Origin of the sequence: Streptomyces sp. NPDC097617 (assembly GCF_044761485.1) — a bacterium.
Taxonomy (GTDB): Bacteria; Actinomycetota; Actinomycetes; order Streptomycetales; family Streptomycetaceae; genus Streptomyces.
In genome coordinates, this window is the sequence record NZ_JBIWCL010000001.1 from 116,677 (window position 1) to 133,837 (window position 17,161).

General features: G+C 71.7%; 18 protein-coding genes. 4 read left to right on the forward strand and 14 right to left on the reverse strand.

Annotation, left to right across the window (positions count from 1 at the left end; translation table 11 throughout):
* Positions 1–62: 62 nt before the first annotated feature.
* A complete protein-coding gene (locus tag ACIQZO_RS00635; protein WP_403617921.1) occupies positions 63–674 on the reverse strand; it encodes a TetR/AcrR family transcriptional regulator in 612 nt (203 codons plus the stop codon).
* Positions 675–755: 81 nt separating this feature from the next.
* Between ACIQZO_RS00635 and ddaH the strand changes: the two genes are divergently transcribed.
* On the forward strand, positions 756–1,628 hold the full coding sequence (ddaH, locus tag ACIQZO_RS00640; protein WP_403617923.1) for a dimethylargininase: 873 nt from the start codon (positions 756–758) through the stop codon (positions 1,626–1,628).
* Between the two features lie 6 nt (positions 1,629–1,634).
* Here ddaH and ACIQZO_RS00645 read toward each other — a convergent pair whose 3' ends face one another.
* The 7 genes from ACIQZO_RS00645 to ACIQZO_RS00675 all read right to left on the reverse strand — a co-directional run bounded on the left by ACIQZO_RS00645 (position 1,635) and on the right by ACIQZO_RS00675 (position 8,045).
* On the reverse strand, positions 1,635–2,633 hold the full coding sequence (locus ACIQZO_RS00645; protein WP_403617925.1) for a small ribosomal subunit Rsm22 family protein: 999 nt from the start codon (positions 2,631–2,633) through the stop codon (positions 1,635–1,637).
* 86 nt (positions 2,634–2,719) lie between these two features.
* The gene (locus ACIQZO_RS00650; RefSeq protein ID WP_403617926.1) at positions 2,720–3,034 is read right to left on the reverse strand and encodes a hypothetical protein; all 315 of its coding nucleotides are present in this window, start codon (positions 3,032–3,034) and stop codon (positions 2,720–2,722) included.
* 119 nt (positions 3,035–3,153) lie between these two features.
* Positions 3,154–3,414 (reverse strand): hypothetical protein, encoded by a 261-nt coding sequence (locus ACIQZO_RS00655; RefSeq protein ID WP_403617928.1) that lies wholly within the window; start codon positions 3,412–3,414, stop codon positions 3,154–3,156.
* A 378-nt stretch (positions 3,415–3,792) separates the two neighbouring features.
* Positions 3,793–4,419: a hypothetical protein gene (locus ACIQZO_RS00660; RefSeq protein WP_403617930.1), complete on the reverse strand. Its 627-nt coding sequence runs from the start codon at positions 4,417–4,419 to the stop codon at positions 3,793–3,795.
* A 154-nt stretch (positions 4,420–4,573) separates the two neighbouring features.
* Positions 4,574–4,924 carry a hypothetical protein gene (locus ACIQZO_RS00665; RefSeq protein ID WP_403617932.1) on the reverse strand — a complete coding sequence of 117 codons (351 nt, stop codon included), beginning with the start codon at positions 4,922–4,924 and terminating at the stop codon, positions 4,574–4,576.
* Between the two features lie 680 nt (positions 4,925–5,604).
* Entirely contained in the window at positions 5,605–6,465 is an 861-nt protein-coding gene (locus tag ACIQZO_RS00670) for a helix-turn-helix domain-containing protein (RefSeq protein ID WP_403617934.1), read from the reverse strand.
* 269 nt (positions 6,466–6,734) lie between these two features.
* Complete coding sequence (locus ACIQZO_RS00675; protein ID WP_403617936.1) at positions 6,735–8,045, reverse strand: Bcr/CflA family multidrug efflux MFS transporter; 1,311 nt, start codon at positions 8,043–8,045, stop codon at positions 6,735–6,737.
* A 108-nt stretch (positions 8,046–8,153) separates the two neighbouring features.
* Between ACIQZO_RS00675 and ACIQZO_RS00680 the strand changes: the two genes are divergently transcribed.
* The 3 genes from ACIQZO_RS00680 to ACIQZO_RS00690 all read left to right on the forward strand — a co-directional run bounded on the left by ACIQZO_RS00680 (position 8,154) and on the right by ACIQZO_RS00690 (position 10,454).
* Positions 8,154–8,915: an SDR family oxidoreductase gene (locus ACIQZO_RS00680; RefSeq protein ID WP_403617938.1), complete on the forward strand. Its 762-nt coding sequence runs from the start codon at positions 8,154–8,156 to the stop codon at positions 8,913–8,915.
* A gap of 41 nt (positions 8,916–8,956) precedes the next feature.
* Positions 8,957–9,817: a PhzF family phenazine biosynthesis protein gene (locus ACIQZO_RS00685; RefSeq protein ID WP_403617940.1), complete on the forward strand. Its 861-nt coding sequence runs from the start codon at positions 8,957–8,959 to the stop codon at positions 9,815–9,817.
* Positions 9,818–9,890: 73 nt separating this feature from the next.
* Positions 9,891–10,454, forward strand: coding sequence for a GNAT family N-acetyltransferase (locus ACIQZO_RS00690; RefSeq protein ID WP_403617942.1), 564 nt, complete (start codon positions 9,891–9,893; stop codon positions 10,452–10,454).
* Between the two features lie 57 nt (positions 10,455–10,511).
* On the opposite strand, the gene efeU is transcribed toward ACIQZO_RS00690, so the two are convergent.
* The 6 genes from efeU to ACIQZO_RS00720 form a co-directional block, all read right to left on the reverse strand.
* The gene (efeU, locus tag ACIQZO_RS00695) at positions 10,512–11,369 is read right to left on the reverse strand and encodes an iron uptake transporter permease EfeU (RefSeq protein WP_403617944.1); all 858 of its coding nucleotides are present in this window, start codon (positions 11,367–11,369) and stop codon (positions 10,512–10,514) included.
* Between the two features lie 25 nt (positions 11,370–11,394).
* Entirely contained in the window at positions 11,395–12,666 is a 1,272-nt protein-coding gene (gene efeB, locus ACIQZO_RS00700; protein WP_403619156.1) for an iron uptake transporter deferrochelatase/peroxidase subunit, read from the reverse strand.
* Between the two features lie 35 nt (positions 12,667–12,701).
* Entirely contained in the window at positions 12,702–13,853 is a 1,152-nt protein-coding gene (gene efeO, locus ACIQZO_RS00705; RefSeq protein WP_403617946.1) for an iron uptake system protein EfeO, read from the reverse strand.
* A gap of 212 nt (positions 13,854–14,065) precedes the next feature.
* Positions 14,066–14,893: a heme ABC transporter ATP-binding protein gene (locus tag ACIQZO_RS00710; RefSeq protein ID WP_403619159.1), complete on the reverse strand. Its 828-nt coding sequence runs from the start codon at positions 14,891–14,893 to the stop codon at positions 14,066–14,068.
* Positions 14,894–14,901: 8 nt separating this feature from the next.
* Entirely contained in the window at positions 14,902–16,047 is a 1,146-nt protein-coding gene (locus ACIQZO_RS00715) for a FecCD family ABC transporter permease (RefSeq protein ID WP_403617947.1), read from the reverse strand.
* 1 nt (position 16,048) lies between these two features.
* Positions 16,049–17,065 (reverse strand): hemin ABC transporter substrate-binding protein, encoded by a 1,017-nt coding sequence (locus ACIQZO_RS00720; protein WP_403617949.1) that lies wholly within the window; start codon positions 17,063–17,065, stop codon positions 16,049–16,051.
* Positions 17,066–17,161: the final 96 nt, after the last annotated feature.

Consider the following 17,161-nt stretch of genomic DNA (forward strand, 5'->3'; position numbering starts at 1 on the left):
AACTCGTACAAAACAGCAGAATCAGGCCAAATACTCTCGACCGCTTCCCGGTCGCCCGCCCGTCAGCGGGCGGTGACGTTGGCCACCCCGCCAAGAACCCGGTCCACGAGCGCGTCGGTGTAGGCGTGCGTCAGGGGCGCCGTGCGCAGCAGCCAGCGGTAGGTGAGCGGCCCCAGCAGCATCTCCACCGTCAGCCGCAGGTCGGTGTCCGGCGCGAGCTGGCCGACTGCCCGGGCGGTGTGCAATCGCGCCTCGTACAGGGCGAGCTGGGGCTCCAACAGCTGCTCGGTGAAGCGGGCGCCGAGCTCGGGGTCGGTGGCGCCGGCCGCGGTCAGGGCGCGCGCGGGGGCGTCGTACTTCTCGTCGTTGAACTCGTCGACCGTCGCCCGCAGCACGTGCTTCAGGTCCGCCGCGAGGTCCCCGGTGTCGGGGAAGCCGGTCCACTCGGCCTCCGTCTCCGCGTCCCCGGCGAGGGCCAGCGAGGCGTCGAGCAGGACGGCGGCCTTCGACGGCCACCAGCGGTAGATGGTCTGCTTGCCGACGCCGGCCCGGGCGGCGATGGCCTCGATGGTCAGCCTGTTGTAGCCGACCTCCCCGACGAGGGCGAGCGCGGCGTCGAGGATGGCGCGCCGGGAGCGGTCGCTGCGGCGGGTGGCGTCAGGGGTCTTGGACATGGCCCGAAACTATCAAAGCGAGACGTCTCGTCTTTCCAGAGGTTTGCTTAAACCACCCAATCAGTTCACTGTGCTGTCCTGGTGGAGGAGAGACGATTCTCTCCAGCACTCGTCCCGAGTCGTGAAAGTCGTGAGGAGCCTTCTTTGCGCAGAGACGCCACACCCCGGCGCTACCTGATGTGCCCACCCGCACACTTCAAGGTCACGTACTCCATCAATCCGTGGATGGATCCCACGAAACCGGTGGACCTGCCCCTCGCACTGGCCCAGTGGGAGGACCTGAGGGACCGCTACCGCGCCCTCGGGCACATCGTCGAGACCCTCGAACCGGACCCCGCGCTGCCCGACATGGTCTTCGCGGCGAACGGCGCGCTCGTCGTCGACGGCCGGGTCCTCGGGGCCCGGTTCGCCTACCCGGAACGGGCCGCCGAGGCCGAGAGGCACCTCGACTGGTTCCGCGCCGACGGCTACACGGAGATCCACGAGCCGTCCCACGTCAACGAGGGCGAGGGGGACTTCGCCGTCACCGACGGCTACATCCTGGCCGGCCAGGGCTTCCGTTCCAGCCCGCTCTCGCACGACGAGGCCCAGGAGTTCTTCGGCCGCCCGGTCATCGGCCTCGACCTGGTGGATCCGCGGTACTACCACCTGGACACGGCGCTCAGCGTCCTCGACGGCGACGAGATCATGTACTACCCGGACGCCTTCTCGCCCGGCAGCCGGGCGGTGCTCAGGCGGCTCTTCCCGGACGCCCTGATCGCCGACGGCCGGGACGCGGCCGCCCTCGGCCTGAACGCCGTCTCCGACGGTCTGCACGTCCTGCTCCCGCAGGCGGCGACCGGACTGCTGGCCCCGCTGCGGGACCGGGGGTTCGAGCCGGTGCCGATGGATCTGGGCGAGCTGCTCAAGGGCGGCGGCAGCGTGAAGTGCTGCACCCAGGAGCTGCGGCCGTAGGAGCCGCTACGGCGCCGGGGGCCAGGACCGGCCCCAGTCGACGTCCCGTGCGGCCTTGTAGAGATCGCCCTGGCGCTTGGTCACATTGACCCGCGTCAGGCCCTCCTCCGCGGGGCCGCACAGCTCCAGCAGGACGAGCCCCTTGCGGATCTGCGGCTTCCGCGTGATCCGGGAGGCGGCCGGCTCCGTCGGGAAGCGGGTCGCGGCGACGTAGCTGAACTTCTCGTCCTCGTAGGGCAGCGAACCGCCCTTGACCTGCCGGTGCAGGGAGGAGCGGCTGACCCGCGCCGAGAAGTGGCACCAGTCCTGGCCGACCTCGATCGGACAGGTCCCGTCGTGCGGGCAGGGCGCGGCGATCCGCAGCCCGGCGGCGATCAGCTGGTCGCGGGCCTCCCGGATGCGCAGGTAGCCCTCCGGCGTGCCCGGCTCGACCAGCACCACGGCCTGCCCGGCCCGCGCCGCCTCGGCGACGACGGCCGTGCGCGCCTGCGGGGTCAGCTCGCCGAGCACGTACGACACCGTCACCAGGTCGGCCTCGGGCAGGCTCAGCCCCGAGCCGATGACGGCCCGCCGCCACGCGGCGCCGCGCAGCGCCTCGGAGGGCGAGGCGGCCGCGAGCTCACGGCCGAGGGCCAGCGCCGGCTCCGCCCAGTCCAGCACCGTGGTCGCGCGGGGGCCGTCCCAGGTGGCGTCCACCGCCCAGGTCGCCGATCCCGTACCGCCGCCCACGTCCACGTGCGAGGCCGGCGCCCAGTCGGGGGCCGCCTCGGCCAGTCCGTCGAGGGCGCTGCGGACGGCCTCGAAGGTGGCGGGCATCCGGTACGCCGCGTACGCCGCCACGTCGGAGCGGTCGCGCAGTACGGGTGCGTCGGTGGGGGTCTGCCCCCGGTAGCTGGCGATGAGCCGCTCGACGGCGGCCGTGGCCTGCTTCGGGGGGAGCCCGTCGAGGATTCCGCCGAGCGTGCTGCGGAGGGTTTCGGCGGTGGTGGGGGCGGAGGCGTTCACCTGCGAAGTTTAAGCTGCCGGGCCGCGCGGCCCCGCCCGGGACGGCGACGGCGTGAGCGGACCGCAGCGCCGCGAGGTGCGGTGGGTCATCGGGTGCCCGCGATCCATCGTCGGACGGCCGCGTTGGTGGTGTCGTCGAGTGCGGAGACGGCTTCGATGGCGTGCCGGTCTGCGGCGAGCGGTGGGATGCCGGCGGTGGTCAGCGCGGCAAGCAGGTCGAGGCGCCTGCGGTGTGCCGCGCCGGTCCGGCCGGCGGGCCCCTTCTGTGGGTCCGGGGTCGCCGCGGTGCTTGCGAGGCGGGCCTCCTCCTCGTCCGCGAGTCCCCGCACACCGGGGAAGCGGTAGGGGTCGAGCTCCTCCGGTGATTTCAGTGCGGGCGAGGAAGCTCGCCACGGTTTCATGCAGGGACCTCCTGGATTCTGCCTGCGGGTGGGGATGTTGCGGTGGGGCCGTGCGGGGGCGGCGCGGGTGGGTGGTGAACCGGAAGGTCTTCGGGTGTGGTGGAGGCGGGGGCGAGCACTCACGTCCGCTGCTCGTGCAGGACGTGGGCACCCGCGGCGATCACCTCGGCGAGCTGGTTGGCGACGGAGACGCTGCATCCGCCGAGCCGGACGAACCCGCGGGAGCCCACGGGCCCGTCGTTGGTCAGGGAGGGCAGGACCAGCCCTGCGAGTGCGAGGGCCGCCTCAAGACTGGTGACGGCGTCCAGACCCGCCTGGTAGGCGGCGTCCTGAAGTCGTTTGTAACGGATTCGCTCGCTATGGGAGGGCTCGTACACCATCGTTGCTGTCCTCTCGGTCGGTCGGTCGGTCGTGGGTGTGGTGCGTGGTGTGTGGTGCGTGGTGCTTCAGCGCTGCGCGATCCGGGTCGGTCCGGGTCGGTGAACCGTGCAGTCGCGCAGGTGGCAACGGAGTCCGGGCAGCCGTCGGCTCAAGATGGCGGACCGCCCGTGACTTATCGGATTCGGTTGTCGTTCCTCAGGTGAAAACGATCACTGCGGCTCTGGGAAGGACCACGTTCCCCATGCGGTTAGCGGCTGTTGCGCCTTCGCCCCCGGCGTCGTACGCACCCCCGGCTCTGCACGTGCCGGGGCTGACGCGGCAGGCTCCGGCGCTGCCCGGCGGGCCGAACCCGGCCGAGGACCGCCCGGACGTGATCGTCATGCCCCGCAAGGGAGTTTGGGGGCCGCGGAGGGCCTGGAGTTGCGGTGTCGTGGTGTTGGTTGGCGGGGCGGTCGGGTGAGCGTGATCTGGCGGACGAGCTGTTGGAAGCAGGCGAGCGCGGCGATGGCGGGAAGGGTCGCCGCGGCCTGGGCGGCAATCGTTCTCGGCGCTTGTGACACGCACAGCAGCGTGGCCAAAGTGGAGAACAACAGGACGACGGACCACGAGTGGGCGGCGCGGCGCTGGTGCAGCGCCGCCCTCAGGATGGACAGGGAGGCGACCGTCCAGGGTCCGTAGATCAGCAGCGGCCACCAGCCGACCACGTCCTGGGCGGTGCGGGGCATGGCGCTGTGCCGAAGGGCGTCACAGATCGCAAGGCCGCTGAGGGTACTCACGACGGCGGCGATGAGCGCGACCAGCACGGCCGTGCACATGCTGCCCGTCCGGATCAGGGCCACGGCCGGCGCCCTTGCCGTGACGGTCCGGCGGTGTCCGCGGGGTGCATGCGCCTCCGGCAGCCCGATGATGTCCGGCGGTCCGGCTACCAGCCCGTCGATGCTCATCGTGTCGTTCGCATCGTCGAAGACGGCCTTGCCGAAGGTCTCCGCCCGGCCGGCGGCCATGCTCTCCTGAAGGAGACAGGCGAGCTCCTCCGCCGGATCCCATTCGCTGCTCGTGGCCGTACGCTGTTCAGGATCCGGCCCCGGCCGAAACGTGCGGGCCTCCGGTGGTGTGTGGAAGCCGTTCCAGTCGGGATGGCCGAGCGGTCCGTACGGTTCATACACGGGAGTCGTGCCTCACCTGGTCGTCGGTGCAGATCCCGGACGCGGCCGCGTCGCGCGACCGCAGGTCGAACTCGCGATGGATCGCGCCGATCTCTTCCAGGAAGTCCTCGACGACCGAGGCCGAGTAATTCAGTTCGATTTCCCGACCTTCATGATGCAGAGTCGCGTTCTCGCCCTGAGTGCGGTCCGATGAAGCCGGCATGAATGTCCATTTGCCCATTCGGGCACCCCCGGGGGGAATGGCGAGATCCTTGTCCGTTGCATGACGATGAAACATTGCGCCGAGGCTTGCTCTTGTCATAGTCCACCCAACGCTCCCGGCGTCGGGCAGGGTGTGCGCCATGCGGGTGATGATGGCGTGGCGCGTGAGCGTTGACTGCCTCCGTTCATCGTTTCTACACCCCGCCCACCCCCCCCCGGAACGCGCTTCGTGCGTCGCACCCTCGGTGCATGGGTGCAGCTCGGATCGGTGATGGTGCGGCAGTGGGCCGGGTGTCGCGGCTCGGTGGTCCACCGCGGCGTCACGCTTGCGTCCGGCCCGCCGGGGCTCCGGGCCCATCAGGTAAATCGGAAAAGACTGCAATCCGGCTGCGTGCTGCACATGGCTGCAATGAGAGGGCGGGGCCATAACCCTGCATATGCCGATGCGTTGTGTCGTTGTGTTGCCGAGGGTTCGACTGCGGGCCCCGTTGCTTGAATCCGTCACCGGAAAGGGACCGCTGTGGCAGACGTGTTGATGAGGCTTGTGTTGATCTGTGCAGTACTGGGTGCGTTCTGGAGCGCACTGGCATCGTCCGGGGTGGGCCGAATGCGGCACAGGGACGTCCTCGAACTGAGGCGTCAGCAGCGCTTCAGGTATGTCCTGACCCGGAATGTGCAGGTCGGCCGGCTCTCCCGGCCGGAAGCGCCGGCGGCTGCCGAACCGGCGCGAGAACCCGGCGGCGGTGCGACGTGTGCTGCCTGCGGAGCCCTGTCCGGTTGGGAAGGCGGTGTTCCCGGCTGAGCTCCGGCGCTGCCCACCGCCTACGAGGGCCGGGTGTGGATCCGGTTGGTGTCACGGATGAACCCGCGACTCTGCTCGGGGCCGAGCGCTTGTGCCTGGAGGTGGTCGTGCATGAGGTGGTAGGGCCGGCGGTCCGCGGGCTTCTCCAGGTAGAGGTCGCTGGTGAAGCGCTCCAGGTACACGACTCCCGAGTCGCTGCCGGGGAACGAGAGGATGGAGAACTGCCCCGAGACGCCGGGGTGGGCTCCTGCTGTGTGCGAGAGGACCTGCACGGTGATGTGCGGTTGGGAGCCGAGCCGGTTCAGGTGCTCAAGCTGTTCGCGCATGATGTCGGCGGTGCCGACGGCGCGGTGTAATGCCGATTCGTCCAGAACGACCCATAAGCGGAGGAGGCGGGCGGGGTGGTGGGCGCGATGCTGGCGCCGTAGCCGCACCTCGAGCCGGGTGGCGGCCTGCTCGGCCGTGATGTGAGGGTTCGTTTGCGCGATGACCGCGGCGGCGTAGGCGGGGGTCTGCAGCAGGCCGGGGATCAGCAAGGGCTCGTACGAGTGGATGGCGACAGCCTCCGTCTCCATCCCGACGAACACGCTGTACGGGACGTCGCCGTACGCGACCCACCAGCCCTGCTGGCGGGACTGCTTCGCCATCCGCATCATCGAGGCGACGAGCGACTGGTCGGTGACCTCGTAGAGCTCGCACAGATCACGCACGTCGCGGGGGTTGATGGCGCGACGCCCCGTCTCCAGCAAGCTGATCTTGGACTGGGACACCAGGAGCCGACCCGCCACCTGCTGGGACGTCATGCCCGCGGCACGGCGTAGTTGGCGAAGTTCCGCCCCCAGGCGGCGCCTCCTGACGGTGGGGCTTCCGTTCGCCGCCATGGGCGGTCTACCTCCAACTACAGGGCCTCATGCAGAAATGCACAACCCAAGACAACTATCGCCAAAAGCATTTTGCATAACTGAACCGACGAGGCGTGCACCCGGGCTGCGAAGACCACCTGTTCGGCCCAAGGGCAACGCCCGCAGTGATGCCCCCGACGCCAGTCGGCCGCACCCCTCGCTATGTCCCTGACCAGCGGGAACCGTCACGGTGTCAACCGCTGATGTCCCCGCAGGACGGGTTGACCCATTCGGGTTTCGGCGGGCGGTCAGCGACCGGCGGGTTCCAGCGGTTCGCGGCTCTGCCGGGGGCGGCACAGGGCGAGGAAGGCGGTCAGGGCGAGGAGCGCGCACACGAGTTGGACCACGGCCATCGGGACCGCCGTGTCCTCGCCCGCGATTCCCACCAGCGGCGAGGCGATCGCGCCGACCAGGAACGAGGTGGTGCCCAGCAGTGCGGAGGCCGATCCGGCGGCGTGCGGGGTCCGCATCAGGGCCTGCGCGTTGGTGTTCGGCAGCACCACGCCCATCGCCGACATCAGGACGAACAGGGCGGCCGCGATCGGGGTCAGCCCGACCTCCCCGAACACCCCGGTCGACATCAGCAGCAGGGCCACCGTGGCGGCCGTGACGACCGCGAGCCCGACGGCCAGTACCTTGTCCAGGCTGACCCGGCCCACCAGCAGCTTGCCGTTGATCTGGCCGACGAGGATCAGGCCGACGGAGTTGAGCCCGAACAGCAGGGCGAAGGCCTGGGGCGAGGCCCCGTAGATCTCCTGGATCACGAACGGCGAGGCGGATATGTAGGAGAAGAGCGCGGCGAAGGCGAAGCCGCCGGTCAGGGTGTAGCCGGTGAAGACGCGGTCGCCGAGCAGCCCGCGCATGGTGCGCAGGGCCGAGCCGACGCCGCCGGTGTGCCGGAGCTCCGGCGGCAGGGTCTCGCCGAGGCCGCGCCAGACCATCAGGGTGAGCACCGCGCCGACGACGGTGAGGACGAGGAAGACTCCGCGCCAGTCGGCGAAGCGGAGCACCTGCCCGCCGATCAGCGGGGCGATGATCGGGGCGGCCCCGGATATGAGCATCAGGGTGGAGAAGAAGCGGGCCATCTCGTCGCCGTCGTACAGGTCGCGCACGACGGCCCGCGCGATGACGATCGCGGCGGAGCCGGCCAGGCCCTGGAGCAGTCGGAAGGAGATCAGCAGCTCGGTGGTCGGGGCGAGCGCGCAGATCGCGGTGGCCAGGACGTAGACGACCATGCCGATGAGCAGCGGCCGGCGGCGGCCCCACTTGTCGCTCATCGGGCCGATGACGAGCTGGCCCAGGGCCATACCGGCGAGGCAGGCGGTCAGGGTGAGCTGGACGGTCGCGGCAGGGCTGTTCAGGGCGTCGGTGACCTGCGGCAGGGCCGGCAGGTACATGTCCATGGACAGCGGGGGGAGGGCGGTGAGCCCGCCGAGTATGAAGGTGACCAGAAGGCCCGTGCGGCGTGCGGCCGTCAGGGGCACCGTGGCGATGGGGGCAGAGGGCGATGCGGGCGACGAGTCGTGCGAGGGGGCCGTCGCGGGGCCTCTCTCCGACATACGGGACTCCAGTCTTCTCATCTGATCTACGCACCCCTGACCGACCCATGTTCTCAGCAATCGGAACGTCCGGGGAGCGGGCCGCCGTGTGACGTAGCCTGCGGCCCCATGGACGAACGTACGAAGAAGATCGCCGTGGTCACCGGCGCCGGCTCCGGGATCGGCCGCTCGGTGGCGCTGGTCCTGGCCGCCGCAGGCTGGGCCGTGGCCGTCGCCGGCCGCCGGGCCGAGCCGTTGGAGGAGACCGCGAAGGCCGCCGGTGACGGCGCCGACGTGCTGTGCGTACGGGCCGACGTCAGCGACCCGGACGAGGTGACTGCGCTGTTCGAGTCGGTCCGCGCGCGGTACGGGCGCCTCGACCTGCTCTTCAACAACGCGGGCACCTTCGGCCCGGGCGGGGTTCCGCTGGAGGACCTCACCTACGAGGCCTGGCGCTCGGTCGTCGACGTCAACCTGACCGGCGCCTTCCTCTGCGCGCAGGCCGCCTTCCGGCAGATGAAGGGGCAGGACCCGCAGGGCGGCCGCATCATCAACAACGGCTCCATCTCGGCGCACGTGCCCCGCCCGAACTCCATCGCCTACACCGCGACCAAGCACGCCATGACGGGCCTGACCAAGTCCCTGTCGCTGGACGGGCGGCCGTACCGGATCGCCTGCGGCCAGATCGACATCGGGAACGCGGCGACCGAGATGACCGAGCGGATGCAGACCGGCATCCTCCAGGCCAACGGGCAGCTGGCCGTCGAGCCGGTCATGGACGCCGCAGACGTGGCCCGCACCGTCCTGCACATGGCGGAGCTCCCGCTGGAGGCGAACGTGCAGTTCGCGACGGTGATGGCGAGCTCGATGCCGTACATCGGGCGCGGCTGACGGCCGGGAATGACGTGCGGGCGGCCGGGGTTGAGCCCGTCATGACGACCGAAGTGCTGCGCTACACCGCCTTCTCCCACGACCCGGACGGCGGCAACCCCGCCGGGGTCGTGCTCGACGCCGCCGGCCTGGACGAGCGCGCCATGCTGGAGATCGCCGCCGGGCTGGGCTACAGCGAGACCGCCTTCCTGACCGCGCCGCCCGAGGGCTTCGGCGGCGAGGAGGGCCGGGCCTTCTCCGTGCGCTACTTCAGCCCCAAGGCGGAGGTCCCCTTCTGCGGGCACGCGACCGTGGCCACGGCCGTCGCGCTGGCCGAGCGGATAGGGCCGGGGGACCTGCTCCTCGCCACCCGGGCCGGCACCGTGCCGGTGTCCGTCACCTCCGAGGACGGGCAGTTGCGGGCCACGCTCACCAGCGTCGAGCCCCACACCGAGGAGATCGGCGCGGCGGACCTCGCCGAAGCGCTGGCCGCACTGGACTGGCCCGAGGCAGACCTGGACCCGGCGATCGGGCCCGCGATCGCCTACGCCGGAGCCCGGCACCTCGTACTCGGCGCCCGCACCCGGGCCCGGCTCGCGGACCTCTCCTACGACTTCGCCCGGCTGGAGGCCCTGATGCGCCGTCTGGACCTCACCACGGTCCAGCTGGTGCACCGGGCGGGCCCGGCACAGTTCCACGTACGGGACCCCTTCCCGGTGGGCGGCGTGGTCGAGGACCCCGCCACGGGAGCGGCCGCGGCCGCCTTCGGCGCGTACGCCCGCGAGCGCGGCCTGGTCCCCGCGGACGCCGTGCTCACCCTCCACCAGGGCGAGGACATGGGCCGCCCGGGGGTGCTCACCGTGGAACTGCGCGCCGGTGACCCCCGGGTCAGGGTGGGCGGCGAGGGCGTCCGCATCCCGTGAGCGAATCCATCGGCCCGGATTCCCGGGGCTCCGTCCCGGACCCCGCTCCTCACACGCCGGAGGGGCCGGATTCGTGAGGGTGATCGGATGCCCCGAGGCGGACCTGCCCGCAGGGCTGGCGCGGCAGGTCGCGGAGCTGGAGGCCGCGGCCTGGCCGGGGGCCGGTCCCGGGCACGACCCGGCCCTGGCCCCGCGGTCCCTGCTCCTGCTGGCCGCGGACGACACCGTGGCCGCCTCGCTGGCACTGCTGTTCAAGGAGATCCGGCTCGCGGGGCGGACGTACGGGGCGGCCGGGCTGAGCGCGGTCGTGACCCGGAGCACGCTGCGGGGCCGGGGGCTCGGCGGCCGGCTGGTGTCCGCGGCCCGCGCCGAGCTGGCGGCGGACCCGGCCGTGGACCTGGCGCTGTTCAGCTGCGACCGGCCCCTGGCGCCGTTCTACGAGGCGGCCGGCTTCCCGGTGCTGCCGGGCACGGTGCTGGTCGGCGGGACCCCCGAGGAGCCGTTGGCCACCGACGCCCCGGGCTTCGACAAGGTGGTCGTGGCGGCCTTCTTCACGGACGTCCCGGGTCCGGACCGCACCGCGTTCACCGGCGTTCGCGTCCCGCTGTACCCCGGGAACACCGACAGGCTGTGGTGAAGGGCCCGAGAGCCCTCCGCCACAGCCCGTACGGGTCCGTGCGCCGTTCGCCGGCCGTCAGCCGGTGGGAGTGGAGTCCGAGTCCGCGGGCCGCAGCTTGGGCGCGGCCGCCGGGCGGCCGCGGTCCACGAGGAACAGCGTCAGCACGGGGACCAGGTACAGCAGCCACACCGTGAGCTGGAGGACGGTGGGGTCGGGCTGGAAGTTGAAGACGCCCTTGAGCAGGGTCCCGTACCAGCTGTCCGGCGGGATCGTCTCGCTGATGTCGAAGGCCCTGTTGCCCAGGCCGCCCAGGAAGCGGGCCTCCTGGAGGTCGTGCACCCCGTACGCCAGCACGCCCGCGGCCACGACCACGAGCATGGCCCCGGTCCACCGGAAGAACTTCGCCAGATTGATCTTCAGGGTGCCCCGGTAGAAGAGGTACCCGAGCACGATCGCCGTACCGATGCCCAGCAGCACACCGATCAGCGGCGCAGAGGAACCCTCGCCGCTGGCCCGTACCGACGCCCACACGAACAGCGCCGTCTCCAGGCCCTCGCGGCCCACGGCCAGGAAGGCCGTGGCGACCAGCGCGCCCGTGCCCATGGCGAGCGCCGTGTCGAGCTTCCCGTGCAGGTCGGCCTTCAGATGGCGCGCGGTGCGCTTCATCCAGAAGACCATCCACGTCACCAGACCCACCGAGATGATCGACAGGGTGCCGCCGAGCAGCTCCTGCGCCTCGAAGGTCAGCTCCTGGGTGCCGAATTCGAGCATCGCGCCGAAGGCGAGGGACAGCGCGCAGGCGATCGCGATGCCCAGCCACACGGGACGCAGGGCCTCGCGACGGTCGGTCTTCACCAGGTACGCGACGAGGATGCAGACGACCAGGCTGGCCTCCAGCCCCTCGCGCAGGCCGATCAGATAGTTGCCGAACACGGCGGTTGTTCCTCTCCGGCGATACTTACGCGAACAGCGTCCGGCCCCACCAGTCGTCCTTGTCGCGGACGCCCGGCGGGACGGCGAAGACGGCCGAACCCACGTGCTGGATGTATTCGTTGAGCACGTCGGACCGGGCCAGATTGCGCTGGATCGGGACGAACCCCTTGCGTATGTCGCGCTGGTAGGCCAGGAAGAACAGGCCCGCGTCGAGGCGGCCCAGACCGTCCGTGCCGTCGGTGAAGGAGTAGCCGCGGCGCAGGATCGTCGCACCGTTGTTGGTGTCCGGGTGCGCGAGGCGGACGTGCGCCTCCGGCTTCATCGCCTTCAGGAAGGGCTCGTCGCGCTCCTTGGACTTGCCGACCGGGGCGCCCTCGCCCTTGTCGCGGCCGAAGATGTCCTCCTGCTCCTGGAGCGGGGTGCGGTCCCAGGTCTCGATGTTCATCCGGATGCGGCGGGCCACCAGGTACGAGCCGCCGGTGAGCCAGTCGCTGCCGTCGTCCGCGGCGACCCACACGTGCTTGTCCAGGGCGGCCCGGTCGGTCCCGGCGATGTTCCGGGTGCCGTCCTTGAAGCCCATCATGTTGCGCGGGGTCTGCTCGTCGGGCGTGGTCGAGGAGGTCTTGCCGAAGCCGAGCTGCGACCAGCGCATCGCGGTGCGGCCGAAGCCGATGCGGGCGAGCTGGCGGATGGCGTGCACGGCGACCTGGGGGTCGTCGGCGCAGGCCTGGACGCAGAGGTCGCCGCCGGAGCGGGCCGCATCCAGGTTGTCGCCGGGGAACAGCTCCAGGTCCACCAGGGCCTCGGGGCGCTTGCCCTCCAGCCCGAACCGGTCCTTGGCGAACAGGCCCGGCCCGAAGCCGATGGTCAGGGTGAGCCGGGAGGCCTTCAGGCCCAGGGCCTCACCCGTGTCGTCCGGCGGGGCCTGCGGCAGGCCGCCGAAGCCGCCCTCACCGACCGGCAGACCGGCCGTCATCAGCCGGGCCGCCGTCGTCCACTCCTTGAGGAGCTTGACCAGCTCCGCGCGGTCCTTCGTCTTCACGTCGAAGGCCGCGAAGTGCAGGCGGTCCTGGACCGGGGTCGTGATACCGGCCTGGTGCTCGCCGTGGAAGGGCACGGCCGCCCCGGTGGACGCCGCGGAGACCATGTCCGAGCCGCCGCCGAACGCCGTCACCGCACCGCCGGCCGCGGCGGCGCCGAGTGCGAACCCGGCACCGCCCCAGCCCAGCACCGCGCGCCGCGACGGCGCGCCATCCGCCTGCTGAGGCTGCTGCGCAGCCGGGTCCGACTCGGTCATCGTCTTCTCGCTTCCGCTTCTTCTCACTTCCGCTCCTACTTGGTGACCGCGGCGGCGAGCTTGGAGAGCGGCTCGGCGAGCGCGTTCACGCCGTCCGAGAGCTCCTTGCGCTCCGCCTCGCCGACCTTGTCGTACGAGGTGAACTCGTAGGTGGCCTTGTCGGCGCGGTACTTGTCCAGCAGCACGGTCAGGGCCGCGAACTGGGTGTCCAGCTGCTTGACCAGCTCCGGGTCGTTCTTCGAGGCGATCGGCTTGAGCAGCTCGTACGCCTTCTGGGCGCCCTCGACGTTGGCCTTGAAGTCGACCAGGTCGGTGCGCGAGTAGCGCTCCTCCTCGCCGGTGACCTTGCCGGTGGCGACCTCGTCCAGGAGCTCCTTGGCGCCGTTGGCGATCGAGGTCGGGGTGATCTCGGCCTGGCCGACCTTCTTCTGCCAGTCGGTCAGGTCCGTCATCAGGGTGTCGGCGAGGGCCTTCTCCCGGTCGCCGATCTTGTTGTCGGCCCACAGGGCCTTCTCCAGGCGGTGCCAGCCGGTCCAGTCCTTCTCCAGGTCCTGGCCGGCCTCCAGGCCGTCCTCGCGGACGTCCACCTTCGGGTCGATGTCGCCGAAGGACTCGGCGACCGGCTCGGTGCGCTCCCAGCCGATGCGCGAGGCGGCGTAGAGCTTCTTCGCGCCCTCGACGTCGCCGGCCTTCACCGCGTCCGCGAAGGCCTGCGCCTTGGGGAGGGTCTCCTCGGCCTGCGCGACCACGTACGCGCGGTAGGCGGCGACCGCGGCGTCCATCTCGGGGGAGCGCTTCTCGCCGCCGCCCTGGCCGGTGGCCTTGACCTTCTGGGCGATGCCGTCGCCCTTCATACCGGGCTTGCAGACGATCTCGTAGTCGCCCGCCTTGATCTCGGCGGTGATGGAGGCCTTGGTGCCGGGGCCGATGTTCTCGCGCTCGGTCACGATGCGGGCGTCCGGGAAGAGGACGTACACCTCGGTGACCTTGGAGCCCTTGTTCTCGACGTCGATCTGCACCTTGCCGGACGGGAACTCCGTCTTCGACACCTCGCAGGCGCTGTCGGACGCCGCCACCTTGATCACGTCGTCGCCGCCCGCGTTGCTCTTCTGCGAGCAGCCGGTGACAGCGGTCAGTGCGGCTGCCACGGAGGCCGCGGCGATAACGGTGAGGCGGGCGGGGCGCATGAGGGGGCTCCTGGCGTCGGACGAAGGGGCCGTCCCGAGGGGGAGAGGCCGATGAGGCGGACCTAACTTAACCGAGGCTTACCTCACCCATACCCCCGGGTGCCGTGATTCAGCTCATAGCTTTCGGCCCCGGACACGGCCCCGGACACGGCCCCGGACACGGTCCTGTCACGGGTCCTTCACGACAGTCCCATGGCACGGTCAAGCGCGGGTCAAGCCCGTACGGGGACGACCAGCGGGGCGCCGGTGCGCGGATGCGGGAGGACCTCCACCGGCTGCCGGTAGACCCGGCTCAGCAGCTCGCCCTCGAACACCTCGGCCGGCGGGCCGTGGGCGGCGATCCGCCCGTCGTGCAGGACGGCGGCCCGGTCCGCGTAGGCGGCGGCGAGTCCCAGGTCGTGCAGGACGACGACGACCGCGTCCCCCGCGGCGGCGCGGTCCCGGCAGATGCGCAGCACGAGCTCCTGGTGGCGCAGGTCGAGGGCGGCGGTGGGCTCGTCGAGCAGCAGCAGCGGGGCCCGCTGGGCCAGTACGCGGGCCAGTGCGACTCGGGCCCGCTCACCGCCGGAAAGGGCGGAGAAGGGGCGCGCGGCGAAGTCCGTGACCTCGGTGGCGGCCATGGCGAGCGCCACCGCCTCCTCGTCGGCCTCGGCGAGGGGGGTGCCGGCCCAGGGCGCGCGGCCCATCCGTACGACGTCCTCCACCGGGAAGGGGAAGGACAGCGCGGCCGACTGCGGGAGGACGGAGCGGCGCAGCGCGAGGTCCGGGGCACTCCAGTCGTCCAGCGGGCGGCCGTCGATGCGGATCTCCCCGGAGGCGGCGGGCAGGTCGGCGGCGAGCGCGCCGAGCAGGGTGGACTTGCCCGCGCCGTTCGGGCCGACGAGCGCCAGCACCTCGCCGGCCCGGGCGGTCAGGTCGATGCCGGAGAGGACCTCGCGCTGCCCGAGCCGGACGTGCAGGTCCACGACCTCGGCGACGGCGTCGCCCGGGGCGGGCCGGGCCGGGACGGTCCTTCGCGTGCGGGTGAGCAGCCCCGTCAGCCTGCTGGTCACGCCCAGCCTCCTTGCTTGCGGCGGGTGCGGCGCAGCAGCCAGAAGAAGAACGGGCTGCCGAGCAGTGCGGTCAGGACGCCGAGCGGCAGCTCGGCGGGCTGGGCGAGGGTCCGGGCGGCCAGGTCGCCCGCGACGAGCACCAGCGCGCCGGCGAGGGCGCTGCCGGGGACCAGGAAGCGGTGGCCGGGGCCGTTGGCCATGCGCAGCAGGTGCGGGACGAGCAGGCCGATGAAGGTGATGACGCCGGCCACGGCGACGGCCGCGGCGGTGAGCAGCGCGACGACCAGGATGAGGGCGAGGCGCAGCCGTTCGACGTCGATGCCCAGGTGGCGGGCGGGCCGCTCGCCGAGCGCGAGCAGGTCGAGGCGGCGGGCGTAGAAGGGGGCGACGAGCAGGCCGGCGAGGGCGCAGGGCAGGACGGCGAGGACCTTGGGCCAGGTGGCCTGGGCCAGGGAGCCGAGCTGCCAGAAGGTGATCTGGTTGACCTGCCCGCTGTCCGCGAAGAAGACGAACAGGCCGATGAGGGCGCCGGCGAAGGCGTTGACGGCGATGCCGGTGAGGATCAGGGTGACGACCTCCGTCTTCCCGCCGTTGCGGGAGAGGAGGTAGACCGAGCTGACGGTGATCAGGCCCGCGACGAATGCGCAGACGGTGATCGTCCAGTTGCCGAAGAAGCTGAGGCCGAGGCCGATGGCGGCGACCGCGCCGACGGCGGCGCCGGCCGAGATGCCGATGACGCCGGGCTCGGCGAGGGGGTTGCCGAAGACGCCCTGCATGAGCGCGCCCGCGCAGCCGAGGCTGCCGCCGACGAGGAGGGCGAGTACGACGCGGGGGAGGCGGACGTTCCACAGGACGCTCTCGCTGACGCGGTCGAGGGGGGCGCCGCCGAGGCCGAGGTGGTGCTGCACGGAGGCGAGGACGTCTCGCAGGGGGATGTCGTAGGCGCCGGTTCCGGCGGAGACGAGAGCGAGGAGGGCGAGAGCCGCGACGAGTGCGGTGGTGAGGAGGGCGGGCCTGCGGTTCCGCCGGCGCAGCTTGGGCGTTGCCGGGGTGGGCTCGGGAGCGGCGGAGGCGCCGGCAGAGCCGGTCGGCAGGTCGTTACGGGGGGCCTGTCCCGCCGTTTCGGGTTCGTGGAGGGCCATGTCAGGCGCCCTTGCCGTACAGCTGGGTGACCAGGGAGGAGAGGACCTGGTCGGTGCGCGGGCCGTAGTTGAGCAGGACGCCGTCGTCGACCGTGAGCACCCGGCGGTCCATGCCGGCCGGGGTCTGGGCGACGCCCGGGATCTTCACCAGGCCGTCGATGCCGCCGACCGATTCGAGGCCCTTGGACATGACCAGGATCGCGTCGGGGGCGGCGGCGGCCAGGGCCTCGCTGGTGATGGGGGTGAAGTCCTTGCCGAGTCCGGAGTCCTTGCCGGTGTCGATCGCGCCGGCCGCCTCCAGCAGGGAGGCGGCGCCGGAGTCCGAACCGCCCAGCAGGTAGACGGAGGCGGTGCCGCGCAGGTAGAGGAAGGCGACCCGGGGCTTCTTGCCGGAGGCGGCCGGGATGTCCTTGCGGACGGTGGCGATCCGGTCGGCGGTGCGCTGGTTCAGCTGCGTGCCGGCGTCCTTGACGCCGAGCGCGGCGGCCACCGCGTCGATCCGCTTCGGTACGTCGTCCAGCCCCTTGGCGGGGGCGATGACGAGGACCGGGATGCCGGCGTCGCGGATCTGCTGAATCGCTTCTCCGGGACCGCTGGTGGTCTCCGCGAGCACGAGCGTCGGCCGCAGCGAGAGCACGCTCTCGGCGGAGACGTCGTGGCCACGTGTCACCACCGGCAGCTGGGCGGCCTGTTCGAAGGTGGCCGTGATGTCCCGGGCGACGACCTGCTCGCCGAGGCCGAGGGTGTGGACGATCTCGTTGAGGCTGCCGCTCAGGGGGACGACCCGGTCCGCGGACGCGATCGTGACCCGGGCGCCGTCGACCGAGGGCACGGTGACCGGCAAGGCGGGCTGCGGCGCCGGAGCGAGTGGCTCCACCCGGTCCGGCGCCGCGGCTGCACCGGGGGTCGATGAGCCGGGGGTGGTGGCCGTACCTCCGCATGCCGTCAGCGCGAGTGCCAGTGCTGCCACGGCAACGGCGAGACGGGGAAAGCGGTGTGACGCGGCGGGCGTAGGCACGAAGGCACCGTCCTGATCGTCCGACTGAGGTTGTGGAGACCGGGGGGTGTCCATCCGGCCGTGGTTAGCTTAGGTTAGCCTAACCTTGCTCGCTAG